The sequence below is a fragment of the Synechococcus sp. H70.1 genome, from assembly GCF_047502705.1.
GTDB lineage: Bacteria > Cyanobacteriota > Cyanobacteriia > Thermostichales > Thermostichaceae > Thermostichus.
This window is the reverse complement of the sequence record NZ_JANSIV010000100.1, coordinates 1965-28156: the sequence shown is the minus strand read 5'-3', so window position 1 is coordinate 28156 and position 26192 is coordinate 1965. Positions and strand designations below refer to the sequence as shown.

Below are 26192 nucleotides of genomic sequence, written 5' to 3'. Positions count from 1 at the left end.
TGGTACACCTCGGGCCGGAGCGAGAAAAACGTTTTCCCTGCCCCGCGAGGGAAGCTGCAGCCAGCCCAGGACGGCAGCTCCCACCCCCCCAAGACAAGGCCCAGGCCCAGCAGCCAGCTTCTTGCAATTGCCAAAGGCTTCATCTAGGGATCCCCCTCGACGGCGCCGCCAAGGGGGATTGTACCTGCAGAGCTCCGTTTTGGGCCTTCGTCTCCATCCACCTACACCCTCTGGGCAATAGCCGGCAAACCTACGCGGGCCCGGAATTGCCGGGCTGCCGTCAGCGCCCCATAGGGATCCCCCTTGTAGAGGCCATAGTGCATCAGGGACAGGCGCCGCAATCCCAGTTGCGACACCTCCTGCAGCCACTCGGGCCGGCTCATGATCTCAAAATCCACTTGGACGGTGTCGGCCCGGCCACCGTTGGGGTGCTTGTCCTTAATCGAGGGCTCGTAGTGGGCCAGCATCAGGTTGCGGTGGATGGGGGCAAAGAGACGGCAGCAGAGGCGGATCTGCTCGGGGTTACCCGGATCTGGGCCGTTGAGCTCTGGGTTGAACTCCCCCGGCCGCCGCTGGCGCATCGACTGGAAGGCGATCCCGTCCATTTGGCTCATCGTCTCGGCAAAAGGCTCCACCATGCTGCGCCCTGCCCCCCGGCGGGGATCGTCAAAGGTGGCAATCCAGCCGCCCCAGCAGAGGGCCACCTCGGCCTCGGGCAGCCGCTCCTTGATGGCCTGGCGGGCTCTTAAGACGTTGCGCATGAGAGCCTGGTAGTAGGGGGCAGTGTCGGCGTTGTAGGTATCGGCGGGGATGCGCCAGTAGGAAAACTCAGTGGCCAGGCTCCAGTAGGTGGGTCGGCCTTGGGGGTTGGCTTGGGCAATATACCCGGCCAGCTCGGCTACGTCCTGGATAAACTGTGGCGAGAGGTGGTAGTCGCCGCAGGGGCGAGTGGTGTCGTCTTCCCAGGTGATGATGTGCAGGCTGTAGCCCCGCTCAAACCACTGCCGCAAAAGGCCCGCCTGGTGCCAGTTGCGCCAGAAGGAGAGATCCCCCTGGCGGTGGTCAAAGCTGTTGAGCCAGCCACTCAAGAAATGGGGATCCCAGCCCCGCGCCACCGCCGCCACCTGCGGATCCGACTCGATTTCCCAAAGGAAGCGACCGGGATCCTCGCCAATGCCCACCTCCCAGCGGGCCAAGAGCTCTGACAAGTTCCGGTTCCCCGTGGCAACGTTCTCGGAGCCCTGACCACAGCCGGCAACTCCAGAGGCAGCCAGCAGCGCTCCGCCCATCTGCAGCACCTGTCGCCGCGGCCATTGCCGTTTCCAGGTCATCTCGTCTCCTCCTCAAGCTCTGCCTGGCGGGCCCACAGCCGCACCTGCGGGGAGCTGTAGACCTCCCTAAAGCCCGGCAGCCCCTCAAAGGTAAGCTCAGGCCAAAATTGCAGGATGCGATCGGCGCTCCGCAAGGGATCCGCCGGCCCCGCCACCAGCAAGTAGTCCACCCGCTCCTGGGGGTGTTGCAGGGCCAAGGCAAACTCGTACTGGTGGGGAGTAAGGAACAAGCGGGGATCCCCCGCCCAAAAGATAGCCTCAAAGTGGATGTCGTCGTCCACCAACACCTTCTCGCCAGGCAAGAGGTGGCGGCGGAGATATTGCCCTACCTGGCGCTTTGCCTGCCGCTGCTGGCGCCACGCTGCCAGGACCTGCCCCGCGGAGGTCACTTCGTAGAGGTCTTGGGCCGCTTCCAACTCACGGCTAAGGGGCGCCACCCCTGCCACCAGCCGCTCCCAGAGATCCCGCTCCTCAACCACCAGGGGCGCCAAAAATCGTGGCTCTTGGCTTAGCCCATAGCCGGCGGTGAGGCAGTTCAGTCCCAAAAGGGCAGTGATCAACAGCCGCTTGGCCCAGCCGGGGCCGGCTCCGCGGACTAAGTAGGCCCCCATCAGCAACGGCAGCGGCACCCAGACGAGAGCAAAGCGGCTCAGCTCCGGCAAAAACAGCCCCTGCCCCAGGGAAGCCAAGAGGATCACCAGCGGTATCCCCCAGATCAAGGCCCCGACCCAGCGGCCCAGCAGGGATCCCATCCCCAAGAGGAGATAGGCAGGGGCCAGCACCGCCAGCCACTTCCCCAGCTCCACCAACCCCCGCCAGCCGCCGGCCTGCTGCAGGTCTTCCCGCAACTGCGGCAGGCGCAGGCCGCTACCCACCTGGTAGGTAAAAGCCCAGGGATCCCCCACCGCCAACCAGTTGACATACAGCCAGCTCAGGATCAGGGCCAGGCTGATAAACCCCACCACCAGCAGCGAGGCCCAGCGAAACCCCCAAGATTGGCGGCGAAAAGCCACCAGCAGCAGTCCTGCCAGCCAGGGCAACAGCCAGCCGCTCTCCCAGCGCAGCACCATCAGCGGCCCTAAGGCCAGCCCGATGAGCAGCAGCCGCAGGGTAATCGGCAGCTCGTCCTTCTCCGCTGCTTGTTTCTCGTTGGCCAGAGGGAACAACAAGGCCATGTTCACCCCCACTAAAAGCGAGGTGGCCGTCCAAACGGGGCTGCGCAGCAGCATCAGGAGCAAAGCCGGCTGCAGCAGCAGCAACAGGCCCCACAGCCAGCGCCACCCCAAGCCGACAGGCAAACGGCGCAACTGTTGCCCCATCCAATCCAACACCAGGGATCCCAAAATGGCCTGCAACACCAGCGGCGAGCGCCCCAAAATGGCCGTGGCCAGCACCAGCGAAGGGGGAAAGGTGGTGCCGACAATGGGCAGGCGCGGATCCGGCCCCAGGACGGCTACGGATCCCTTGTAGCCAAGAAACTGCATCTCTAGGCTCACCCAGCCCCAGCCTTCCTTCAGCCCCCACAAGAGGCCAGCCAGGAGCAGCAAGGGGATCCCTACCGGCGCAACGAGTCTCAAGATAGCTTTAAGCCGGTTTACAAACATCTATGCCCTATGAACGAGTTTCGCCAAACTTGACGGCCTAGGGCATTGGAACACCCTAGTTAATCCTAAAAGCAAGTTTTGCAAAAACTATTAGGAATGCAAGGGATTGTTAGTATTCCCCTTCTCGAGACTTTTTTTTCTACGAGTTTTGGCGTATTGGGTTCAGCAAGATGGTCGATGGAAAGTTACCGCGCTGCAGGTGAGGATGTGAGAGTCCCTGAAGTGGAACAAGGTGTAACCTCAATGCTACACTCTGTGCGGGACATGAACGACGCGGCAATTCCGGCACTGGAGCTTTTGCCCTCCCAGGCTCAGACCCGACCCTGGGGAGCCTTCTGGATCTTGGACGAGGGCCCAATGTACAAAATCAAGCGCATCGAGGTCAAGCCTGGCCATCGCCTTAGCCTGCAGATGCACTACCACCGCAGCGAGCACTGGATCGTAGTTCGGGGCACGGCGCGCGTTACCCGGGGCGAGGAGGTGGTGCTGCTCAACTCCAACGAGTCCACCTACATTCCCCCCTGCACCAAGCACCGTCTGGAAAACCCCGGCACCATCCCTCTGGTGATCATCGAGGTGCAGAACGGGGAATACTTGGGGGAGGATGACATCGTGCGCTTTGAGGACGACTACGCCCGCGCTTAGGAGAGTTCCCAAAGAAGGGGGGCTCTCTTGCGGCCAGTTCATCACTCTTGCGCCATATACTCCTAGAAGTTTGGCGACTGCCCCCGCCGCAGGTGTAGGCTTTTTCTGTCGTCGGAGCAGGGGCTAGGGATCCCGCAGATGGCTAGGGTAAGGCAGAGAAGAGGAGGGTGGGGACTGTTGGTGGCTGGCTTGCTCTGCTGCGTGCCAACAGAGGCAGTGCGGGCGGAGCCCCTTGCTTTCCAGAGGCTGGGCTATGAGCGTTCGGTGCTGCTGCAGGGATCCAACCCGCGCCTGGATGTCACCGTCCCTGCGCCCATCAACGGCATCGACCCGGAAGCCAGCTTTGTGCAGTTGCGCCTAGAACCTTCGCCGGTGCTCAAGCCCACTTCTACCGTGCGGGTGCTGATTAACGACGAGCTGGCGGGGATCTTTCTGGTGCAAGATCTACGCCAGGAGCCGGTGGTGCGGGTGCCGATCCCTGACCTGCCGCCGGGTGAGCGCTTTATCACGGTGTCGGTGCAGCCGTTTTTGAGCATTAGCGACGACATCTGTGCCGACCTCAACACCGGCAACCTGCTGCTGAGGGTAGGGCGGGACAGTTTTTTTGAGCTGGTGCCCCGCGTGCCCGATGCTACGGTGGCCGGCTTTCTGCACCTGATGTACCCCCAGCTCACGCTGGTGGTGCCCGCCAACCCCTCTCCTGAGGTGGCGGAAGCAGCGCTGGGCCTGTACAGCTTGCTGGCCCACCTCTTCCCTCAGACCCCCATCCTCTGGAGCAACCGTCCAGGGGAAGGGCCTCAAGTAATTCTGGAGCCGGCCAACTTTACCCCCCACCTGCAGCATCAGATTACCCCAGAGGGATCGCGGCTGCGGGTGGCCGCCCGCCGGGAGGCCATTCTTGCCCTCTATGAAGAGTGGAAGCGGGCGGGGCTGGTGAGCCGCGGCATCCGGGTGGCGGCGGTGGCGGACTGGGAGCGGGCTCTCAAGGCCAACCGCCTCAGCTTGCGGGAGTTGGGGATCGTGGATCCCCTGCTGCGGGGCTTTGGCAGCCAGTCCTTGGTCTTTAACTTCAACCTGGCGCAGTTGGGGGGGCGCCCGCGGGATCTGGCGGCCCAACTGGATGTGATCATGAACCCGGTGGATGGTCGGGCCGGGGATCGCCTGACGGGCTATGTGTTCTTGAACGGCGTTCTGCTGCGCACCTACAACCTCACCGGTCGCAGCCAGCTCAACGAGACCGTGACCCTGCCCACCCGCCTGCTGCGCCGCTTCAACCAACTGGAGCTGCGCTTTGACTACGGGGCCAGTCCCGGCAATTGCCAGGGATCCCTGACGCCGCTGACGGTTCAGGTGCGCTCGGATAGCTCCGGCTTTCTCTGGAGCGGCTACCAAGCCCCCAGCGGCGAGCTGCAGGAGATCCCGGCGGTGCTGCAGGGATCCGGACGGGTTTGGCTGGGGGATCCCCAATGGCTGCCGGCTGCCGCCTACCTGGTGGGGGCCTTGAGTCGGCTGGCCGCCCGACCGCTCCTGCCCACCCTTCAGTTTCTGCCCCAGGAAAAGACCAAACTGGAAACAGGCGACTTCGCCTGGCAGATCCTTGTCGCTGCCCCGGAGCAGGTGGAGCTCCCTTACAGCCCCATCCGGCTGGGATCCCAGTTCGAGATCCTCAACCCCTTGAACCACCAGGTGGCCCTGGCCGCCCAACCCCAGGAAAACCTCGGCCTCTTGCAGTACTTTTTGCTCCAAGGCAGGCCCACCCTTTGGCTGTCCTGGTGGGGATCTGATCCGGCCCTGGCAGAGCGCCTCAGCCGCGGCCTTGCCGATCCACGCACCCGCCTGGCCAACCAACTGCAGGGAAATGTGCTCACCTCCTACGCCGCCACTCCCGCCCTCACCCAGGTGCAGAGCTGGGATCTCACCCCCCAAGGCTACCGGGTGCGCTACCCAGGCCGCTTCAGTTGGCAGCTTTTGCTGTGGCAATACCGCTATTGGCTGGTGCTGCTGCTGGCTATTCTATTGGCAGTAGGAGCCTGGAATGTCTATCGCCGCTTGGCCCGCCCCCCCGAGTCGCCCCTCCCTTCCTAGGGGGGGCTGGGCATGGGCTTGCGGTTGAGCCAGACTTGAGCCAAGCCGCGGGTTTTAGGCCATGCTCCAGTCCCTCAAGTCCTCGCTTTTGCGCGCGGGCTATCTCACCCGTCAGCAACTGGCGGCAGCGGAGGAGTACCGGGAAGAGGTGGGCTGCTCCTTGCCCAGGGCTTTCTGGAGCTTGCGGGTCATGCATCCCGGCAAGTTTGCCGACCTGTGTCGCCAGATTTTGGATCGGCCCAAGCTGCGGGACTGGCTGCTCAAGCAGCCTCTAGATCTAGAGCTGCCTTGGCTAGTGGAACCCAGCGATCTCCTGCCAGTGCGCTTTTTGCCCTGTGGCTGGCTCAACCCGCAAACCGTTGTGGTGGCCACGGAAGAACCCGGCTATCCCGGCGTCTGGCAGGCGGTGAAACGCCTTTGCCCAGAGGCCGAAAAGCTGTGGGAGATCCCGGCCACCGAAAAACAGATCTTGACAGTTATCCTCGAGCGCAAGCTGGCTGCTGAGCTGCTGGGCAGCCGTCTCACCCTGGAGCAGTGGCAGCAGGCTCTAGAGATCCGCCGCCGCACCGGATCCAGCCTGGGGCAGGTGCTGACCCGGCTGAGCTACCTCTCCACCCGCGAGTATCTCAGTATTCTGGCCCATTTGCTGGGCTACCCTTCCGTCTCGGAGCTAATGGGAACAGGGCTGCTCTACCGGGACGAGAGCCTGAGCCGCCAGTTCGATCCGGAATTGATGATGCGCCACCTCTTCTACCCCCTGAGCTGGAGCGACGAGAATACCCTCACCGTGATGGTCAACGACCCCCTGGACTGGGCGGTGGACGAGCTGCTCTACAGTTGGCGGCCAGGGCTGCGGATAGAAAAGGTGCTGGGCACCGAGCAAGATATCACCCAGCTCCTCAGCCAAGATCAGGGATCCCGCTTTAGCCAAGAGGCGGTGTACAAGCTGCTGACCCGTCTGCCGGAGGAATCGGCCTCGCGGGTGTTTACCCCCTCGCAAATTGCCGTCGGCTATGGCCTGCTGCTGCTGCTGCTGTGGGGCTTGGCCAGCGCCCCCTGGACAACCCTGACGATCTTAGTACTTTTGATTAACCTCTTCTACGTTGCTTCGATTCTCTTCAAGTTCCTGCTTAGCCTCGTGGGATCCGCCGATCGCTTCCACCAGATTACCGACGAGGAAGTGGCCGCCCTCGATGACCACAGCTTGCCCATCTACACCATCCTGGTGCCGGTCTACAAAGAGCCGGAGGTGATGCCGATTCTCATCAACTCCCTCTCCAAGCTGGACTACCCCCACGAGCGCTTGGACGTGCTGATCCTATTGGAAGAAAACGACCAGGCCACCATCGAGGCCGCCCGCGCCGCCAAGCCACCCCGCTACGTGCGCTTGTTGATCGTGCCGGATAGCAAGCCCAAGACCAAGCCCAAAGCCTGCAACTACGGCCTGGCCTTTGCCCGCGGCGAATACCTCACCATCTACGACGCCGAAGACATCCCCGACCCGGATCAACTGAAAAAAGCCATCATTGCCTTCAAAAAAGGGGATCCCAGCTTGGTCTGCGTTCAAGCGGCCCTCAACTATTTCAACCGCAACGAGAACTTTCTCACCCGCATGTTTACCCTGGAGTATTCCTATTGGTTTGATTACCTGCTGCCGGGCCTGGAAACCTTGAAAATGCCCATTCCCCTGGGGGGCACCAGCAACCACTTCCGCACCGACCGCCTGCGGGAATTGCAGGGATGGGATCCCTTTAACGTCACCGAAGATGCCGATCTGGGCATTCGCGCCAGCCAGCACGGCTACACAGTGGGGGTGATCAACTCCACCACCTACGAAGAGGCCAACTGCGCCCTTAAAAACTGGATCCGGCAGCGCTCCCGCTGGATCAAAGGCTATATGCAGACCTGGCTGGTGCACAACCGCAACCCGCTGCGCTCTTTGCGCAAGCTGGGCCTCAAGAACTGGCTGGCCTACCAATTTTTTATCGGCGGCAGCTTCTTCACCTTCCTCACCAGCCCCATCATGTGGCTGCTGTTTTTCTACTGGCTGCTCACCCGCGCCCATTGGCTGCAAAACATTTTTCCCAGTTGGCTAATTTACTTGGGCTTGTTTAACCTCTTGGTGGGCAATGCCATTGGGATCTACTTGAACTTGGTGGCCGTTTTTCGGCGGGGCTACTACGATTTGGCTTTCTATGCTCTTCTCAACCCCATTTACTGGCAACTGCACTCCATTGCAGCCTACATGGCCCTGTGGCAGCTTTTTACCAAGCCCTTCTACTGGGAAAAAACCATCCATGGCCTAAGCAAATTCACCCACGCCAAAGTGCAGGAAGCCAGCCACAAACCCGCCTAGGCAGCCCCCTTCATCCCTACAGCAGGCAGTACCTACTTCCCCTCTCCCAGAGGGAGAGGGGCTAGGGGTGAGGGAAGCGCTAGAAGCCGTAGTCAGAATCGACGACGACAGCACAGCCGCGTGGGTGGCGGCAGCCGGCCATGATCACCTGGACGGCGAAGCTGCCCTCATAGGGAGCCTGGACGATGGGAAGATCGTCCAAGAGCGTATCTTCGGCTACCCACCGACCGTTGCGATCGTAAAGCACCAGATCCACGTCGTGGCAGTCGAGGTCGCACTCGGCCCAGATGTTCTCGCCCTGGTAGAAGTAGCCTCCAATCCAGGTCGATTGCCCGTTCAGTAACCACAAGCTCCTTTGGGCCCACGCTTCACCACCACCCAGAGTTGCAGCCGCCCCGATTATGCCCGCTGCCAGCCAACCCCGCAGAGAAATCATCGGATTTTCCTCCTTCCATGAAGTTTCCTTTACCGCAACAGGGATCCCTGCCCGCACCTACACGCTAGCATTAAGGTTTTCGCTTCCTGGCTGATTGCGATCACAGCCGACATCTTCCTTACAAGCTGCAAAAAAGAGTTACAAAAAGGGATCCCAACTTGCGCAGGGATCCCTGAATTTCGATCAGAATGAGACTGAGAAAACCTGCCCAAAGCCCTTGACTCACTGGGGCAGCACCAGTTCTCCGCGGCGCCCGAGGGGATCGGTGAGGACACTGCCGGTGGGGCCCTTGACCTGAAGGGTGCAGCGGCTGTCGGAGACTTCGATGACGGTGTAGTTGGGCACCGCCAGCTCCAAAAAGCGCAGGTTGCCTGTCGTTACGCCAGGGATCCCGCTCACTTCTGGATTGGCAGGGTTCACAGGGGCGAGAAAGCCATTCACAATCCGGTAGTAGAGGCGGCTGGCGTTGGGGATCCCCAGTTGGCTGCCCAGCTCGTCGATGCTCAAGGCGGTCACGCTGCGCCCGGTGGGGCCAGTCCACACCTCCCAGATGGGGTTGCTGCTGCCGGGGTTGACCTGGCCGATGAAGCCGGCGTGGTTGTTGCCACTCAGGAACACCACGTTGCGGATGTTGTTGCGCTCAATAAAGTCGATCACCTCCTGCCGCTCCAGCCAGTAGCCCTCCCAGACGTCGTTGGAGCGGAAATAGGTCACCGTGATGGGAAACTCGCTGACGATGAACTTGTAGGTGGCGGTGGAGCTGCGCAGGCCGTTGAACAACCACTGCTTTTGGGGTTCTCCCAAAAGAATGCGCGGCGTGCGGCGCAGCAGGTTAAACAGCGCCTCTTCCGATCCCGGCGGGCCGAAGAAGAGGGTCTCCTGCTCGGGCGTGAGGCGGAGGCCGGCCAGTTCCAAAAAGCGCTGCCGGGTCAAGCCAGGGGGCAAAATGGGCAGGATCGGGGTCACAGCAGCCAAGTCGCGGTACTGGCGCAGATCGAGGATAAAGACTTCGGCGTTGGCACCGTAGCGGAAGCTGCGAAACACCCGATCCCGGCTATCTACCCCCGGTACATCCGTCAAGTTGGGGGTGATGGGGTTGTACTCAAAAAAGGCTTGGTAGCCCAGCACCCTGAGATCTTCCACATCGCGGGTTTGCCCGGTGGCGTCGTTGAGCTGGACGGCGCGGCCGCCGCGGGCCTTCTGGCCGCTGTAGTTGTCAATCACCTCGTGGTCATCCCAGTTAACGACAAAGGAGGTGCGACCGAACAACTGCGCAAACTCCGGCCCGGCATACTGGGGATCCCGCTGATCCCGATAGAGGCTGCGGTAAAACTCCAGCGTCGGTACCGGATCCAGCCCCAGCCAGAAGCGATCCGCGTAAACGGTGTCGCCGTTGAAGGCGATGAAATCAATATCGCCGCGGTTAACCTCTGCCAACAGGGCCGCCCCAATGGGGAAAGGAGGTTCGTTGGCGCAGCTAATGTGCAAGAAGCGGATGGGCCGCCCATCGCCTGGAGCCGGCAGGGTGCGGAACTGGCCCACAGGGCTGGTAAACCCGTCGCTAACAAAACGGTAGAAATAGCGCTGCGCCGGCCTCAGGCCGGTAACAACGGCGCGGGCAATGTAGTCGCCCGGCTCGGTGCGGTAGTTGCGACCGGCCACGCGGCGGGCAGTTAGCGCAACCTGCTGCAGAATGGGGTTGAACTCGGCATTTTCCGCCACCTGCAGCGTCACAGGCACCGTATCCACGCTGCTGGCCGGCACCACCCGCGTGGAAAGCACCGCCCCCTCGGAGGTGGGATCCCCGGCAAACACCCCCTGGGGAAATCCCGGCTCTCCCAGGGGCGGGATAGAGGAACTGGAGGTGCCCCCACAGGCGGCTAGGGCGGCTGCCCCACCGCCAAACATCAGCAACTGCAGGAAAAAGCGACGGGAACTCAGGGAACTCATAAGGCTAGCCTCCGCAACGCCAGCATCCGCAACCATAGCCAATTGCCCCCAGTCAAACATCTTTGGGCTTGAACTGAGGTTGTGGGCTGGTGAAAACTGGGTTAGCTTCTGTTTAAGAACGCTGACCTTCCTGTCCTAGCTTTTTGCAACCCTTGGCAGCTTGAATCCCTACCCAACCTGGCTGCGCAACTGCCGCAGCAGCCGCTCGAACTCTTCCGGCAGGGGGGCAGTAAACTGCAGCGGCTGGCCAGTGCGCGGGTGGACAAAGGAGAGCTTCCAGGCGTGGAGAGCTTGGCCGCTGAGTTTGACGGGGCTGGTTTTGCTCTGGGTATAGAGGGGATCCCCAACAATGGGCAGGCGCAGGTGGGCGGCATGCACCCGAATTTGATGGGTGCGGCCGGTCTCCAGTTCAAACTGCATCAGGGTGTAGTTGCCCAATCGCTCCAGCACCTGCCAGTGGGTTACCGCCGCTCGCCCTTGGCCGGGAGGCAAAACCGCCATCTTCTGCCGCTCCACCGGGTGGCGGCCAATGGGGGCAGAGATCGTGCCTTGGCTCTGGGCTGGCCGGCCAAACACCACCCCTAGGTAGATGCGCCGAGCCGTCTTGGCCTGGATCTGGGCCTGCAGATGCTGGTGGGCCTGATCGTGTTTGGCAATCACCAGGGCGCCGGTGGTGTCCTTGTCGAGGCGATGGACGATCCCTGGGCGCAGCTCGCCGTTGATCCCGGAAAGGCGAGGACAGTGGGCCAGCAATGCGTGCACCAGCGTGCCGCTGGCATGTCCAGGAGCAGGATGCACCACCAGACCGCGCGGCTTGTTGATGACCAGCAGATCCTCATCTTCGTAGAGGATGTCTAAGGGGATCCGCTCCGGCTCCAGAGTTGTAGGGGTGGCTGGCGGGATCCGCACCTCAATCTCATCCCCGGCTTGCAGGGGGCGATCCTTATCCAGGCAGGGCCGCCCATTGAGCCAAACCTGGCCCTGGCGAATGAGCTGCTGCAGGCGCGAGCGCGACAGCTCCGGCAGTTGTTCCGCCAACCCGCGATCCAGCCGCAAGCCCTGCTGTTTTTCCGTCACTCTTACCTGGCGAATTGCTGCCGCCGGATCCCTGGGGCCTTCCATTTGCCCTGTTTCCGCAAACTGCTGCTTTGAAAACATTGTGGCAGAGCGGTTCTTTTGCATTAGGTAAAAAAGGGCGAAGATTTGTGGCAGCTTTTTCAGCCGGATCCTAGCGAGATTGCCTTTGTCTCCTCCCCATCTCAGCCGTCTCTAGGGGCGTTGTGCCGGGATTCTAGCCCCAGGAAAACCCTCAGTACACTAGTGGGGGTAGACTCCTTAAAGCCAGGCCAGATCCTGGCTGGAAAAGGTCTTTCTGCTACCCACAACTAATTCACGCTTGCTCTGATGGGCATAAGGAGACAAGGCATGTCGGATGGAGTAGCGCTGGGATCCTCTCACCACCAGCTTGGCTCAGAGCCACCCTTGGTTGTGCCCCTCACAGAGGTGGGGCTGCGGGACGTGGCCCAGGTGGGTGGGAAAAACGCCTCTCTAGGGGAAATGCTGCAGCAGTTGACCCCCAAAGGGATCCGCGTGCCCCTGGGGTTTGCCACCACTGCCCATGCCTATCGCCAGTTCATCGCTGCAGGCGGCCTCGAGGAGAAGCTGCGGGAGATCCTCAAAGACCTCGATATCGAGGATGTGCGGAACCTGCGCGAGCGGGGCAAAGCCGCCCGCACCTTGATCCTGCAGACGCCTTTCCCCCCAGAGTTGGAGCAGGCCATCAGCGAAGCCTACCAGAAGCTGTGCGAGCGCTACGGCCCCGATACCGATGTGGCGGTGCGCTCCAGCGCCACAGCAGAAGACCTGCCGGATGCCAGCTTTGCCGGCCAGCAGGAGACCTACCTCAACGTGCACGGGATCCAGGCAGTGCTGAATGCCTGCCACCGCTGCTTTGCCAGCCTGTTTACCGACCGGGCCATCTCCTACCGCCAGATCAAGGGCTTTGACCACTTCCAGGTGGCCCTCTCGGTGGGGGTGCAGAAGATGGTGCGCTCCGACCTGGCCTGTTCGGGGGTGATGTTCTCCATCGACCCAGAAACGGGCTTTAAAGACGCGGTGTTGATCACCGCTGCCTATGGGCTGGGGGAAAACGTGGTGCAAGGCATCGTCAACCCCGACGAATACGTGGTCTTCAAACCTACCCTAAAGCAGGGGCTGCGCCCCATCCTCTCCCGGAAGCTGGGCAGCAAGGCCCTGAAGCTGGTCTACGACGAGGAGGGATCCCGTTCCACCAAAAACGTGCCCGTCCCCGAGAGCCTGCGCCGCCAATATGCCCTGCAGGACGACGAGATCCTAGAGCTGGCTCGCTGGGCCTGCCTCATCGAAGAGCACTACTCGGCGCTGCGGGGCCGCTTCACCCCCATGGACATCGAGTGGGCCAAAGACGGGATCACGGGCGAGCTGTTCATCGTCCAGGCCCGCCCCGAGACGGTGCAATCCCAAAAGGCCACCAACCGCCTCAAGACCTACCGCTTTACGCAGACGGAGGCGCGCCCAGACCCCCTGGTGCGGGGACGGGCGGTGGGAGAGGCCATCGGCCAGGGCACAGCCCGCGTCATTTTGGATGTGCGCCGCTCGGATCAGTTCCAGGCTGGCGAGGTGCTGGTGACGGAGAAAACCGATCCCGACTGGGAGCCAATCATGAAAAAGGCCAGCGCCATCGTCACCAACCAGGGGGGCAGAACCTGCCATGCGGCCATCATTGCCCGTGAGCTGGGGATCCCGGCCATTGTTGGCTGCGGCAACGCCACACAGGTGCTCCGCTCCGGCGATCCCATCACCGTCTCCTGCGCCGAAGGGGAGGAAGGGCGCGTCTATCCCGGTCTATTGCCCTATGAGGTGACGGAGATCCCGCTAGAGGAGCTGCCCCGCCCCCGCACCCAACTGATGATGAACGTGGGCAACCCGGAAAAAGCCTTTGGCCTGAGCGAGATCCCTTGCGACGGCGTGGGTCTGGCGCGGCTAGAGTTCATCATCGCCAACCACATCCAGGTGCACCCTCTGGCCTTAATCCACTACAACGAGGCGGTCAAGGAGGAGCCGCGCCTGGCGGAGCTCACCGCCCAGTATGCCGACAAGCCGGAGTACTTTGTAGACAAGCTGGCCCAGGGGGTGGCCACCATCGCCGCTGCCTTCTACCCCAAGCCGGTGATTGTGCGCCTGTCGGACTTCAAGAGCAACGAATACGCCCACCTACTGGGCGGATCCCGCTATGAGCCCCACGAGGAAAACCCCATGATTGGCTGGCGGGGCGCCTCCCGCTACACGGATCCCCGCTACCGCGATGGCTTTGCGCTGGAGTGCCGGGCCATGAAACGGGTGCGGGACGAGATGGGCCTGACCAACGTTATCTTGATGATCCCCTTCTGCCGCACCCCCGAAGAGGGGCACAAGGTGCTGGAGGAGATGGCCCGCCACGGCCTGGTGCGAGGGGAAAACGGCCTGCAGGTGTACGTCATGTGCGAGCTGCCCAGCAACGTCATCCTGGCCGACGAGTTCTGCCAGATCTTCGACGGCTTCTCCATCGGCTCCAATGACCTCACCCAGCTCACCCTGGGGTTGGACCGCGACTCAGCCCTGGTGGCCCATCTCTTTGACGAGCGCCACGAGGCCGTCAAGCGGATGATTGCCCAGGTGATCCAGACGGTGAAAAGCCACGGGCGCAAAATCGGCATCTGTGGACAAGCCCCCAGCGACTACCCTGACTTTGCCCGCTTTCTGGTGCAGCAGGGGATCGACTCCATCAGCCTCAACCCCGATTCCCTGCTGAAAACCCTGTTGGTGGTGGCCGAGGCGGAAGCTGCCGGCGCCCACTAGGCCCAGGGGACTGCGCCGGGATCCCGTCTGCTGGGTTACAATCTTCTCTGCTGTGTTGCCACCCCCGCCATGATCCACGAACTCTCCATGCCGGCCCTCAGCTCCACCATGGAAACGGGCAAGATCGTTGCCTGGCTGAAGAACCCCGGCGACCGAGTGGAGAAAGGGGAAAACATCCTGGTGGTGGAGTCGGACAAAGCAGACATGGATGTGGAGTCCTTCCACAGCGGCATTCTGGCCAGCATCCTCATCCCAGCCGGGGAGTCGGCGCCGGTGGGCGCCCCCATCGCCCTCATTGCTGAAACCGAAGCGGAGCTGGCCGAGGCCCAGGAGAGAGCCAAGGCCCTCTCTAAGGGTGCTGCGCCGGCGGCTACCCCTAGCGCGGCCTCTGTCCCCACCGTTCAACGGCCAACCCCTGCGCCTGCAGCAAGCCCCCCCTCCGCGCCCCCAAGTGGCTCCGACGGAGCCGGATCCCAGCGCATCCTGGCTTCCCCACGGGCGAAAAAATTGGCAGAAAGCCTGGGGGTTGACCTGCGCACGGTGCGCGGCTCCGGTCCTGGTGGGCGCATCGTAGCCGAAGATGTGGAGCGGGCCGCAGCTCAGTCTGCCTCCCCGCGGGTGGCAGCTCCCTCCTCGGTCACTCCTCCCCCCGTTTCTGCGCCCCTGGGAGAAGTGGTTCCCTTGAGCACCCTGCAGGCGGCGGTGGTGCGCAACATGAACGCCAGCCTGGGCGTGCCGGTGTTCCACGTCGGCTACACCATTACCACCGACAGCCTGGATCAGCTTTACCAACAGGTGAAGCCCAAGGGGGTAACGCTGACGGCCCTTTTGGTCAAGGCTGTGGCCCTCACTCTCGAAAAGCACCCCCTCCTCAACGCCAGCTACACCGAAAACGGGATCCACTACAAAGCCGACATCAACATCGCCGTGGCGGTGGCCATGGAAGACGGGGGCCTAATTACCCCTGTGCTCAGACAGGCCAACCGAGTTGACCTGTACGAACTCTCACGGCGTTGGAAGGATCTGGTGGAGCGGGCGCGGCGCAAGCAACTGCAGCCGGAGGAGTACACCAGCGGCACCTTTACCCTCTCCAACCTGGGGATGTTTGGGGTGGATCGCTTCGACGCCATCCTGCCCCCCAACCAAGGGGCCATCTTGGCCATTGGTGCTGCTCGCCCCACCGTGGTGGCCACGCCGGAAAGAGCCATCGCCATCCGCTCCCAGATGCAGGTTAACCTTACCTGCGATCACCGCGTCATCTACGGTGCCCACGCCGCAGCTTTCTTGCAAGATCTAGCCCAGTTGTTGGAGCAAAAGGTGGGATCCCTGACGCTGTAGAAGTTCAATAGGTGGGCAGGGTGGGATCCACCGCAAGGGCCCAGGCGTGGATGCCACCGCTAATGTTGTAGACCTGGGTAAAGCCGTTGGCCTGCAACCACTCGCTCACCTGGGCAGAGCGGATCCCATAGTGGCAGAGGACAAAGGTTGGGCAATGGGGATCCAGCTCCCTCAAGATTCGCTCGCTCCACTCTTTGTAACAGCTCAAGGGGTAGTGGCGAAAGCCAAGGGCGCTGAGGTTGACCAGCTCCAGCTCTGCCGGTTCCCGCACATCGATGAGTTGCAGGGGGCCGGCCTCCGGATCGCGCAGGCGGGCGGCCAGTTCTTGGGGTGTAATCGAGCGAACGGAAGCGGCCATGGCCATCTGTAACCCCATCTGGGCTTTCTTCTCAGGATATACCGCCTCAGCTTCTGCCCTGGGCTACTTGTACTTGTAATTGGTGCAGGACGAGGATTAGATCCTAGGGGGTTATCAGGGCTCCAGGTGTCTGCACTTCTGATACGTTTGACTGATAGGAATTTGCCAAGGATTTTCCAATGATGAAAGGATCCCTTCCTAGAAACGGCCAAGCATCCCGATCCACCTGGCGAACCCGTTCCCTCTTGCTGCCTCTGTTGGCAGGGATCGCTTTCGGCTGTGGGGGAGGCGCGGGCAACTCTCCTCCTCTGCCGCCGCCGACTGGGGAGCCTGTCATTCTAAGGGTGGATCCGGCCAAGGGCCCCTTCACTAAGTTGGCCGATGCCGTGGCAGAGGCGCAGCGATTGCAAAGTGCTACAGCCGGCCTGGAGGTGCTGATTGAGATTTTGGGAGCGGGCAAGGAGAGACTGGAGAAGAACCTGGCCCTGGATGGAGGTGACGGCACCAATGGCGGGCGGATTCGGATTACCAGCTCTGCTGCCTACGAGATTCTGGCCGGGTTGTTCAATGTCATCGTAGCTAGCCAAACCAGCCTGCAAGGGGTGGAGGTGGTGTTGGAAGGCGGAAAGATTCAGGTAAACGATGGCACCTTTCAGCCCAGCAAGGTTACCCTCAATAGCCCCAGCTCCAACATTTTGGTCAACGGTAATGCCGCCGTTTTGGAGGGAGCTGTCAACCAATTGGCCCAGGTTTTTTGCCAGCAGTTTTCGGATCCCTGTGTGCAGATCTCGGGCAATGGTCGCGTCGCCAGCATCTCGGTCACTGTCAGCAAGACAGGAGGCGTAGGTGTTGGCACTGTGCCAGGGAGTAATCCGCTCCTGGAGAACAACGCAATCCTTCTGCAAGCTTTGGGAGCTTTGGGGGTTCGCTACAGTGACAACTCCGGCGGGGTTTTCCGCAACAACCAAATCGAGGGGGATCCACCTACGACTGCTGGGTTGGCGCTGCAGGCTCGCCAGACAGCTAGGGGCGCCACCACTGGGATCCAACTGGATGGAGCCGGATCAGTTCCGATCATTCAATCCAACCGGATTGTTGTGGGCAGGATAGCCGGCAGCGTCGGCATTCGCATCTTGCAAGGAACCCAAGCCCGCACCATTGCCGGAAATACGTTCCTAGCCCGGGGCGAGGGCGCAGGGGTAGCCATTCAGGTGGCCCCTGGCACGCCAGCGGCAGTAGCTACCGCTTACTTGGCTGGCAACGGCTTCCAGGGCAACTTTGCTGAAAGGATTGGCACAGACGACTCCACGCCTACGCCGACGCCAAGTCCCACACCCACGCCGACACCCCTGCAAAGGCCCACGCCGACACCCCTGCCAACGCCCACGCCAACACCCACACCCACAGTTCCCCCGGCACCGACACTGACACCTCCACCTACGCCCACGCCCACACCCACGCCTACGCCGACACCAACTCCAAGTCCTGCAGGCCTGCAGGTCACCATTCCGGGGCTGCCTGCCGACGCGATAGTCACCATCCGCCTGGCCGACGGCACGGTCATCGCCACCTCCACCTCAGTGGCAGGCAACGTGGCCACCTTCCCTGAGCCCTTCACCATCCCCTTCGGTGGCCAGATCCGGATAACGCCCGCCATCCCCTCGCCACAGCCAATCACAGTGGGCGGGACGACGCTGAACATCTTTGACAACACCACCAATCCTGGCAGCACTACCTACTTCAACTTCGGTCCAGCTATCTCAGTAAACTAGCCTAGACAGGGCCTTTGGCCTGCTGGCGCGATGGCTGCCGTTTAGGGTGAAGATGAGTAGCGGTCAGGTATTTTCTTGTTCACAGAGACTGGTTATGACTTGACTGCTCCTGCTAGGCGGGCTGTTCTGTAGCAGCTTTTGCTTCTTTTTCCTTAGCTGCTTTCATCTCCGCCAGAATCTCCTCCGGTCGCTTGCCAGCCCGCTGGGATCCGGCAGGCAGCTCATGGGGATCGATCACCCCCTTGGGCAAGTAGGCAAACTCCCGCAGCGGCGTCACCATCGGATCTTCCGTGACCTTGGAAGGCAGACGGCCCAGCGCCACCTGGTGGTAGTTCAGTTCGTGGCGGTCGTAGGTGGCTAGCTCATAATCTTCGGTAACCGAGAGGCAATTGGTGGGGCAAAACTCGACGCAATTGGCACAGAAAATACACACTCCAAAATCAATGCTGTAGCTATAGAGTTCTTTTTTCTTCAGCTCGGTGTTGTAGACCCAGTCCACCACCGGCAGGTCGATGGGGCAAACCCGAACACAGATCTCGCAGGCAATGCACTTATCGAACTCGAAATGAATGCGTCCCCGAAAGCGCTCGGAGGGGATCAATTTCTCAAAGGGGTACTGAACAGTTACGGGCCGGCGGTTCATGTGGTCGAAAACCACCCCCATTCCCTGGCCGATGTACTTGGCTGCTTTGAAAGCGTCGCTTACGTATTCGCCAACTCGCTTTAGAAAAGTCATAGTCGCTTTCCTCTCTCTTGTACTCTCATTCAACCCCCGAAAAAGGCGGGGAAGGCAAGTTTCAAGGCTGCCGTCAACAGCAAGTTCACAAACGAGACAGGCAGCAGAAATTTCCACCCCAAGTCCAACAGTTGGTCAATGCGCACCCGCGGCACTGTCCAGCGCAGGAGGATGGCCAAGAACACAAAGATAAAAGCCTTGACCATCGTCATGAGAATCCCTAAGACCGCCGCGCCAATCTGCAAAAAGGGGTTGTCCAACGGGATCCCAAGCCAGGCGGCGATCATCTCCACCGGCACCACAAACGACCAGCCACCCAGGTACAACACCGCCGCCATCAGGGAAGCCAGCAGCAAGTTGGCGTAGGAGCCTAGGTAAAACAGGGCAAACTTGATGCCGGAGTACTCGGTGTGGTAGCCAGCCACCAGCTCTTCCTCTGCCTCCGGCAGGTCGAACGGGATCCGCTCCGTTTCTGCCAGGGCCGCGATCAAGAAAATGACAAAGCCAATCGGCTGCCGCCAGACATTCCAACTGAGGATCCCCAGCCCGCTTTGCTGCTCCACAATCCCCACGGTGTCTAGGCCGTTGCTCATCAGCACCACTGCCAGCACCGACAGGGCCAGGGGCAGCTCGTAGCTAATTGACTGAGCTGCCGCCCGCAGCCCCCCCAGCAGAGAGTACTTGTTGTTGGAGCCGTAGCCGGACATCAACAAGCCGATGGGCTGCACGCTGGAGGTGGCGATTAGGAAAAAGACGCCAATGGCAATGTTGGAGATCAACAGGTTCTGGCCAAAGGGAACCACCAGGTAGCACAAAAAGACCGGTAAGAAAACCAGGATCGGCCCCAGGGTGAACAAAACCGGGTCAGCCAGGCTGGGCAGCACATCCTCCTTCGTCAGCAGCTTGATGCCATCAGCAATCGGGATCAGTACCCCCTGGGGGCCGGCCATGTTGGGGCCAATTCGCTGTTGGGCTGCCGCCGAGATTTTGCGCTCCAACCAGGTCATGACCATCACCCCCAGGGTGGCAGCGATGACCATGAGTAACATGGGCAGAGGTATCCACAGAGCGTGGGCAGCGCCTGGACTCAGCCCCAAGTTTTGCAAGGCGGTCTCAAAGCTGCGCTGTAAGTCAATACCAGTAGTGGTCATGGAGTGAAGTAGCTTCCTAAAGACAGTGGGCTCAAAAAACCCTAGATCCCTGACTAGGTCTTATTGTTGAGATCCGACTGGGGAGGACGGTAGCGGCGGCGTAGCTCCTGCTCAATGATGGCCTGGAGGCGGGCATCGGAGAGCTGCTCAGCACGGCGACGCCTTTCTTCTTGGTACTTGGCCCACTGCTTGGGGCCGATAATTGCAGCAATAGTTACAACGATCAGAAGCGGCAGAACCAGGATCGCCCAGGCCATCGCCTTTGTCCTCGCTTTCCTAGCAGTATTTTAGCGATCCACCTCCCCCATGATGATGTCGATGCTGCCCAAAATAGCAATCATATCGGCCACCTTCATGCCCCGAACCAGCTGAGGCAAAACTTGCAAGTTAACAAAGCCAGGCGGACGAATTTTCCAGCGCCAAGGACAGACGCTGTCGTCGCCAACAATGTAAATGCCCAGTTCCCCTTTGGCGCTCTCCACTCGCACGTAGGCTTCCCCTTTGGGGATCTTGAAGTTGGCCGAGGGCTTTTTGCTAATGAACTGATAGTCCAGTTGGTTCCACTCTGACTTCGGCCCCTCCAGCATGCGCTTGGCCTCCAGATTTTCAAAGGGACCGCCGGGCAGGGCCTTCACTGCCTGCTGGACAATTTTGCAGGACTCGCGCATCTCCTTCATGCGCACCCGGTAGCGGGCTAGGCAGTCTCCTTCGGGGTAAACCGCCACCTCCCAGTCGAAGTCGTCGTAGCACTCGTAGTGATCTACCTTGCGCAGATCCCAGTTGACGCCGCAGGCGCGCAGCATCGGCCCCGAGAGGCCCCAGTTGATGGCGTCCTGCTTGGAGATAACGCCCACCCCTTCCAGGCGGCGGCGGAAGATGGGGTTGTCGGTGACCAGACGCTCGTACTCATCCACTTTGGGCAGGAAGTACTCGCAAAAATCGAGGCACTTTTCCGTCCAGCCGTAGGGCAAATCCACCGCTACGCCCCCAACGCGGAAGTAGTTGTTGTTGATGAGGCGCATGCCGGTGACGGCTTCAAAGAGGTCCAAGATCCACTCCCGATCCCGCATGGCGTAGAGGAAGGGGGTTTGGGCACCCAAGTCTGCCAAGAAGGGGCCAAACCAGAGTAGGTGGTTGATAATGCGGGTCAGCTCTAGCATAATCACCCGCAGGTAGCTGGCCCGCTTGGGCACGCTGATCCCGGCCAGCTTCTCGACGGCGTTGACAGTAATGGCCTCGTTAAACATGCCGGCCCCATAGTCCCAGCGGGAGACGTAGGGCAGATATTGCACCACGGTGCGGTTTTCGGCAATTTTTTCCATGCCGCGGTGCAGGTAGCCAATCACGGGCTCGCAGTCGACGATGTTTTCGCCATCAAGGGTAACCAGCAAGCGCAAGACCCCGTGCATAGAGGGGTGGTGGGGCCCAAAGTTGAGCAGCATCCGATCAGTACGGGTCTCGATCATGGGCATGGGCATGGCCGCCACCTCCGCAGCTCAGGTTTATACTCTGCAACACTTGCAGTATAGCGGCTTTCCTACTTTTTCTCGGTGGCTGTAGACATCAAGGATCCCAATCCTCGCCATTGAGCTTGGCTAGAGTAGGAAAAAAAGGAGGAAGGGCGATGACCGGTTCCCCTGCCGATGGCTTCTCTCGAGGTGAGCAGCAACATCCGCAATACCATACCGATCGAGCTCTCCTCAATGAGCTGATGGCCAACCCTCCCTCCGACTGGGCCCTGGCGGAAGTAGCCCGTCTGCGCATCCGTTACTGCGGCTTCCCCGGTGCCTGGGATCTGCAGCGGGATTTGGATCAGATCCTGGAACAGTGGGGCCTAAGTGAAGAAGAGTTATTTGCCCGCACCCGCCAGATCCACGCTCGCGGCCAGGTGTATGGCCACAGCTTCAGCACACGGGATGACTGGGCTTAGGGCAGGGTTGGGAGCCTTGCTTGCCTTTCTCCCAGCAAGATGGGGGGTTCCGGCCACTGGCTGTTGGCTAGGAAGCACGAAGTTGCTCGGCAAAGATGGGATCCAAGGGCACATCCAAAGCAGCGATGACCTTGGTCCAGAAGTTCATAAAGCCAATCCAGGCCGAGAGCTCCACCAGATCCTCGTCCGACCAAATGGCTTTGAGACGGGCAAAGAAGCTGTCGGTTACCACCATACTAGGCACAGTCATCCGCTCGGCGTACTCAATGGCCAGCTTTTCCGCCTCGGTGTAAAGGGGGCTGGTGCGGGCCTGGGCTACCGCTGCAATTTTGGCCGGCGAGACGCCGTACTTTTGGGCCTGCAGGGTGTGGTAGGGCAGGCAGTAGTGACGGCAGCCGTTGATCTGGGCAATGCGGATGCTAACCAGTTCTTTCAGCTCCGCGGGCAGGTTGGGGTTTTCCGTGTGCAGCGCCCCGTAAAGGTTCATCACTGCCCGCATCAGTTGCGGCTTATGGGCCATCACCTGTAGCGGGTTGAGGGCAGTGCCGTAGGTTTTCTCCAGGCTTTCGTAAACCTTCTGCAGTTGCTTATCGGCTTTTTCTGGGGGAACAGGAGGGATCCGCATGGAGGATCTATCTAAAATTGCAGCATTCTCGACTTTAGCGCGTTTGGGGAATCTGCCCAAGCCTTCCCTTCGCTGCTCTGGCTGCTTTCTTGGGGATCCCTCCTCCCACTGAGGAGTAAGCTTCAAGCCTTCTGAGGGTGCGGGCTTTCCCGGCCCCACCGTCAAGCCGGACGGCAGCCCTGTTTGCAAGCCCCCACTCAATTCCCCAAGGACTGCTCGAGGGCCTCCACCTGCTGCTGCGTGGCCGTGGCCCCTTGGTTGAGGGTTTGCTGAAGCTGTTCCCGCGACTGGTAGATCTGCAGTGGCCCTCCCTGAGGGATCCCTTGCTGGGCGGCCTCGGGGCTGGCCTGTTCCGGCCTCGGCTCCGAGCTCAGCGGATTGCGGTAGAGGCGGTTGACCAGCAGAAAGCCCACCAGCACCACGGCAGCAGCCACCAAAAGTCGGATCATGGGGGGTCCCTTGCAAATCGCTAGTTCTAGATCTAGAATGCCCCAAAAGAGTGCCGAGTATCGGGCAGATTGCGGGGGCTTGGCCGGAGTCAGACTAACCAACATCGGCGGGGATCCCCTATCGGACAGCTTGGGGCAGCAAAGTTGACGGGGCTCTGTCCCTTCAGTACGATAATGGATCCAGCTGGGCGAGTGGCGGAACTGGTAGACGCACCGCACTCAAAATGCGGCGGGAAACCGTGTCGGTTCGAATCCGACCTTGCCCATAGCAAAGCGTCTCTGGCTTCGGCCCTTGGGAAGCGGCTGCCCTCGCCACGAGGGGGAAGGAAGAAAAGTTGACGGGATCCTTCTCTAGGTTGCCTGGGCTGTTTCGGTTAAACGTCAGCCCAGCAGCTTGTGATTTCGCTAGGGAGAGGGGGAAAGCTTGCCGCTGGCTTAACTCGAACGGCGCACCAGTTGCCAGCCCTCCACCTCAGCCAAAGGCTGTAGCCCCAGCTCCTGGAGCGATAGCTGCTGAGCTTGGACAGGGGAGACCCAGAGGTAATCCCCATGTTCCCCTGCCCGTAGGGCCTGGTTATCCACCCATCGCCCGGGGTTAGGGGTGTAGAAGGCGAGGGCCTGGGCTTGACAGACATCCGGCAGGCCGCTGCGGCCAATGTCTACCACGGGAAAATCGGGGTCGGCAGAGCCCAGCATCTGTTTCCAGTCCATCTGAGCGAAGGCGGGATTGAAATTGCCAAAGTCAGGCCGCAGAACAATGCTGACCATGGTGAGGATGCTGGCAGCTAGGAGCGTACCCACCCAAAGTTCACCAGCATAGTGCAGCACCCGCCGCCAGCTCCAGATTGCCGGCAAGAGCAGATACAACAGACCAATGGCCACCAACGACCAGGCGTGGGGTTGGAGCAGCTCCAATCCCTCGACATCCCGCCTGACGGCCACTCCCAAACCCAAAAGCAGGGTCCCCACCGCCGCCAGCCCCCAGGAGAGCACCTGGGCCAGGTGGGGCCTGTCCCGCAAAGAACCTCGTCCCGCTGTTGCCACCGAGCCGGTGCGGAGCGGAAACGGCAGAGCTTGATCCAGGGCCACTCCTGCCAGGAGAGCCAGCCAGGGATAGAGCTGTACCGTGTAGTAGGGCGTTTTGGTAGGGTAGAGCTGCAAGAGCAAAAACAGCAGCAGGGGGAAAGACCAAACCAGCAGGGTGGATCCCGGCTTTTGCTGCAGCAGCAGCCAGCCTCCTACCAAGGCCAAAACCGTCCAAGGGAAGCCGTGGATCGGGAGGTGCCAAAAGTAGTACCAGCCGGTGGCATCGGCATGGAAGGGTTCTCGCCCCAGATCCCATACCTTCCCCACCAAGGTGGCCAGCACCTTTGCGCCATACACCCCCATAGCCGGCACCAGCCAGAGCCCAAAGATCCCCAGGCCCAGCAACATCCCCAGCCAAAAAGAGCTGGATCCCAGCCAATGCCGCCGCTGCTGCCACAGGTAGGGGATCAAAGCAACCCCCGGCAGCAGGATCATGGCACTCTTCATCAAGAGGCCCAGCCCAAAGGCTACCCCCACCAACCAAAACCAGCGCCGGTGGCCGCGGCTGCCGTTGACTAGGGCCAGGATCCCCAAGAGCTCTAGGCAGGTTAGGGGCACGTCCTGCCCCACCAGCCGTCCCTGCTGCACCCAGAGGTAGCAGAGGGGTAAAACCGCCATGCCCAGCAGGGCTGCCCGGGTTGGCAAAAAGGCCCGCCCAATCCAGCCAATGAGGGGAATAGAAAGCAGAGCCGCTAGGATCCCGGGCAGCCGCGCCGCCCACTCGTTTACGCCGTAGAGGGCAAAGCTGAGGGCCACACTCCAGGTAAGCAGGGGAGGTTTTTCAAAAAAGGGCTCCCCCAGAAAAGTTGGCCCCAGCCAGTTGCCTCCCCGCAGCAGCTCGCGGGCCATCTGGGCATAAAAGCTCTCGTCACAGCCAGCCAAGCTGGGATCCGCCCCCGAAAGCACAAACAGGGGCACCGCCAGGCCCGTGATCAACAGGCTCAGGCCCCAAAAGGACAGCAGGTTTGGGTCGCGGCGAAACTGGACAAAAGAAGTACTGCTTAGACGGTTGGGGTTGCCGGAAGGACGCATGACGGCAGCAAGTGGCAGCTCTAACCAGACTAGACGCTACCGAAGGAGATCTGGCCTTTTTCCAGCCAAAATCCGTAGGAGCCCTGTCCTCTGTCGGTAATGCCGGTTGAGGCTAGCAAAAAGACGCAGACTTTAACGCTGCGAAGGTGAGGGCACTTGTGGGTCTGTGGGTAAACCAGCCGTGATTGGCTTGCCGACTCGCCAGCGGAACAGAACCCTTAAGCCCCCACCTTCTCTGGGTCGGCATAAGCGCGGGTAGCTCACGGAAGCTCCAGGGATCCAGAGGTACTCTCTAGCCCATCTACCAGTGAGGTCAGTCCCTGAAACCAGTCAAAAAACTGCTCGGCATAGGGTTGCAGGGCAGGCTCCAGGTAGTAGAAGTTCTCCCCCCGGTCGGTAAATTCCCAAAACTCTGCCACCGTAGAGAGGAGCTCCTGGCGGATGATCTGAAGGCGGGCCAAGGGCTCGTGCTGCATGTCCTGATAGATCAGCCTCGCCCAATCCTCCCGGCCACAACTGAGGAAATAGGCTGCCAAGCGGACTTGGGTTTTGCGGATCCCGCGTAGGGTGGCTTCCTGCTGCTCGCTTTCCGGGTCTTGATCTAGGCGCAACAAGACCTGCAGGATGGCCTCTGTTGTTTCCGCTTGCAGCGCACAGCTCAGTTGGGCCAAAACGCCCAGGTCAAAGCCAAAGGTTTCGCAGAGGAAAAAGAGGCCGGCCTTGTAGGCCACCAGGCTGTAGTAGCGAAAATGGCTGACTATCTGCAAAACCAATGCCGGCTGCCGCTGGCGCAAAGCAGCCTCGGCCAGCAGACGGTACTGCTTGAGCAGGTTGTAGCCGCTGCGGATATCTCGTGCGTTGATGACGGCCCGTAGGTAGGTGTTGAAAAACTTGATTACCCACTCCACCAGCCGAAGCTGTTGGCTTTGCAGAGCCCGGATCCCCAGATCCCGTGTGTGGATAGCTACCAGGGTGCTCACCTGGCGCATGCCATTTAGCCCCTCGGCAAACAGAGCCTGATACTGCCGCAGGATCTTCAGCTCCAGCCAGGATCCCTCCGCCTCGATCTGGCTCAATAGCCGCTCATCCACCGAGGCAAAGTCGGGATCCCGCCGCAGCGCGGGGGTCAGGAGAAACCAGGAGCAGGGCAGGTGCGCCTTGTGCTCGGCATAGAATAGCCACAGGGCCTTCAGGCTATCCAAGGCCTCTAGAAGGATAACCCCCTCCTGCTGATGCAGAGCACTGGTGGCGATGGTTTTGATCTCATCTAGAGCCGCCAGGCAGCGCTGCTGGGCTGTCGAGTAAGGCTCTGGCGCAGAGGGTCGTCTGGCAAGTAGGAACTGGGCAGGCCGGGAAGCCAGGGATCTGAGAATCGCTTGCTGTGCCTGCTGTTTGATGCGGCGGACAATCGAAGTTGGCTGCAGGAAGTGAA

21 protein-coding genes and 1 tRNA gene are annotated in these 26192 nt (G+C 60.9%); 8 read left to right on the top strand and 14 right to left on the bottom strand.

Going from position 1 to position 26192, the window contains the following annotated elements:
* Positions 1-221: 221 nt before the first annotated feature.
* Positions 222-1331, bottom strand: a complete 1110-nt coding sequence (locus NW827_RS07620) for a hypothetical protein (RefSeq protein WP_414404496.1) — start codon at positions 1329-1331, stop codon at positions 222-224.
* Positions 1328-2908 carry a hypothetical protein gene (locus tag NW827_RS07615; protein ID WP_414404497.1) on the bottom strand — a complete coding sequence of 527 codons (1581 nt, stop codon included), beginning with the start codon at positions 2906-2908 and terminating at the stop codon, positions 1328-1330. The genes NW827_RS07620 and NW827_RS07615 overlap by 4 nt, the downstream gene beginning before the upstream one ends.
* Before the next feature lie 291 nt (positions 2909-3199).
* Between NW827_RS07615 and NW827_RS07610 the strand changes: the two genes are divergently transcribed.
* From NW827_RS07610 to NW827_RS07600, 3 genes are all read left to right on the top strand, one after another.
* Complete coding sequence (locus NW827_RS07610; protein ID WP_414360062.1) at positions 3200-3580, top strand: cupin domain-containing protein; 381 nt, start codon at positions 3200-3202, stop codon at positions 3578-3580.
* Between the two features lie 138 nt (positions 3581-3718).
* A complete protein-coding gene (locus NW827_RS07605) occupies positions 3719-5665 on the top strand; it encodes a cellulose biosynthesis cyclic di-GMP-binding regulatory protein BcsB (protein WP_414503517.1) in 1947 nt (648 codons plus the stop codon).
* A 61-nt stretch (positions 5666-5726) separates the two neighbouring features.
* Positions 5727-8021, top strand: a complete 2295-nt coding sequence (locus tag NW827_RS07600) for a glycosyltransferase family 2 protein (RefSeq protein ID WP_414404499.1) — start codon at positions 5727-5729, stop codon at positions 8019-8021.
* Between the two features lie 79 nt (positions 8022-8100).
* Here NW827_RS07600 and NW827_RS07595 read toward each other — a convergent pair whose 3' ends face one another.
* The 3 genes from NW827_RS07595 to NW827_RS07585 form a co-directional block, all read right to left on the bottom strand.
* Positions 8101-8370 (bottom strand): hypothetical protein, encoded by a 270-nt coding sequence (locus NW827_RS07595; RefSeq protein WP_414404500.1) that lies wholly within the window; start codon positions 8368-8370, stop codon positions 8101-8103.
* Positions 8371-8679: 309 nt separating this feature from the next.
* Positions 8680-10407: an alkaline phosphatase D family protein gene (locus tag NW827_RS07590; protein ID WP_414503516.1), complete on the bottom strand. Its 1728-nt coding sequence runs from the start codon at positions 10405-10407 to the stop codon at positions 8680-8682.
* Positions 10408-10575: 168 nt separating this feature from the next.
* On the bottom strand, positions 10576-11565 hold the full coding sequence (locus NW827_RS07585) for an RluA family pseudouridine synthase (protein ID WP_414503515.1): 990 nt from the start codon (positions 11563-11565) through the stop codon (positions 10576-10578).
* Positions 11566-11832: 267 nt separating this feature from the next.
* On the opposite strand from NW827_RS07585, the gene ppsA reads away from it, so the two are divergent.
* Both ppsA and NW827_RS07575 read left to right on the top strand, forming a co-directional pair.
* Entirely contained in the window at positions 11833-14283 is a 2451-nt protein-coding gene (gene ppsA, locus NW827_RS07580) for a phosphoenolpyruvate synthase (RefSeq protein WP_414404503.1), read from the top strand.
* A gap of 69 nt (positions 14284-14352) precedes the next feature.
* On the top strand, positions 14353-15621 hold the full coding sequence (locus NW827_RS07575) for a dihydrolipoamide acetyltransferase family protein (RefSeq protein ID WP_414404504.1): 1269 nt from the start codon (positions 14353-14355) through the stop codon (positions 15619-15621).
* A 4-nt stretch (positions 15622-15625) separates the two neighbouring features.
* Here NW827_RS07575 and NW827_RS07570 read toward each other — a convergent pair whose 3' ends face one another.
* Positions 15626-15997: a rhodanese-like domain-containing protein gene (locus NW827_RS07570; RefSeq protein WP_414372446.1), complete on the bottom strand. Its 372-nt coding sequence runs from the start codon at positions 15995-15997 to the stop codon at positions 15626-15628.
* A 326-nt stretch (positions 15998-16323) separates the two neighbouring features.
* On the opposite strand from NW827_RS07570, the gene NW827_RS07565 reads away from it, so the two are divergent.
* Complete coding sequence (locus tag NW827_RS07565) at positions 16324-17751, top strand: right-handed parallel beta-helix repeat-containing protein (RefSeq protein ID WP_414503514.1); 1428 nt, start codon at positions 16324-16326, stop codon at positions 17749-17751.
* Positions 17752-17863: 112 nt separating this feature from the next.
* On the opposite strand, the gene ndhI is transcribed toward NW827_RS07565, so the two are convergent.
* From ndhI to NW827_RS07545, 4 genes are read right to left on the bottom strand one after another with little or no spacing between them, the layout of a single operon-like run.
* Complete coding sequence (gene ndhI, locus NW827_RS07560) at positions 17864-18487, bottom strand: NAD(P)H-quinone oxidoreductase subunit I (protein WP_414359637.1); 624 nt, start codon at positions 18485-18487, stop codon at positions 17864-17866.
* A 29-nt stretch (positions 18488-18516) separates the two neighbouring features.
* Positions 18517-19638 carry an NADH-quinone oxidoreductase subunit NuoH gene (gene nuoH / locus NW827_RS07555; RefSeq protein WP_414403098.1) on the bottom strand — a complete coding sequence of 374 codons (1122 nt, stop codon included), beginning with the start codon at positions 19636-19638 and terminating at the stop codon, positions 18517-18519.
* 53 nt (positions 19639-19691) lie between these two features.
* Complete coding sequence (locus NW827_RS07550; RefSeq protein ID WP_414359634.1) at positions 19692-19895, bottom strand: hypothetical protein; 204 nt, start codon at positions 19893-19895, stop codon at positions 19692-19694.
* 30 nt (positions 19896-19925) lie between these two features.
* On the bottom strand, positions 19926-21110 hold the full coding sequence (locus tag NW827_RS07545) for an NAD(P)H-quinone oxidoreductase subunit H (protein WP_414360059.1): 1185 nt from the start codon (positions 21108-21110) through the stop codon (positions 19926-19928).
* 152 nt (positions 21111-21262) lie between these two features.
* On the opposite strand from NW827_RS07545, the gene NW827_RS07540 reads away from it, so the two are divergent.
* Entirely contained in the window at positions 21263-21568 is a 306-nt protein-coding gene (locus NW827_RS07540) for a DUF3288 family protein (protein ID WP_414359633.1), read from the top strand.
* Positions 21569-21635: 67 nt separating this feature from the next.
* On the opposite strand, the gene NW827_RS07535 is transcribed toward NW827_RS07540, so the two are convergent.
* The gene (locus NW827_RS07535) at positions 21636-22193 is read right to left on the bottom strand and encodes a carboxymuconolactone decarboxylase family protein (RefSeq protein WP_414503513.1); all 558 of its coding nucleotides are present in this window, start codon (positions 22191-22193) and stop codon (positions 21636-21638) included.
* 197 nt (positions 22194-22390) lie between these two features.
* On the bottom strand, positions 22391-22642 hold the full coding sequence (locus tag NW827_RS07530; RefSeq protein WP_414359631.1) for a hypothetical protein: 252 nt from the start codon (positions 22640-22642) through the stop codon (positions 22391-22393).
* A gap of 186 nt (positions 22643-22828) precedes the next feature.
* Here NW827_RS07530 and NW827_RS07525 point away from each other — a divergent pair.
* Positions 22829-22908, top strand: a tRNA-Leu gene (locus tag NW827_RS07525).
* A 169-nt stretch (positions 22909-23077) separates the two neighbouring features.
* Here the strand turns inward: NW827_RS07525 and NW827_RS07520 are convergent.
* Positions 23078-24760 carry an ArnT family glycosyltransferase gene (locus NW827_RS07520; RefSeq protein WP_414503512.1) on the bottom strand — a complete coding sequence of 561 codons (1683 nt, stop codon included), beginning with the start codon at positions 24758-24760 and terminating at the stop codon, positions 23078-23080.
* Positions 24761-25020: 260 nt separating this feature from the next.
* On the bottom strand, positions 25021-26192 hold a 1172-nt coding region (locus NW827_RS07515; RefSeq protein ID WP_414503511.1), incomplete at its 5' end, for a hypothetical protein.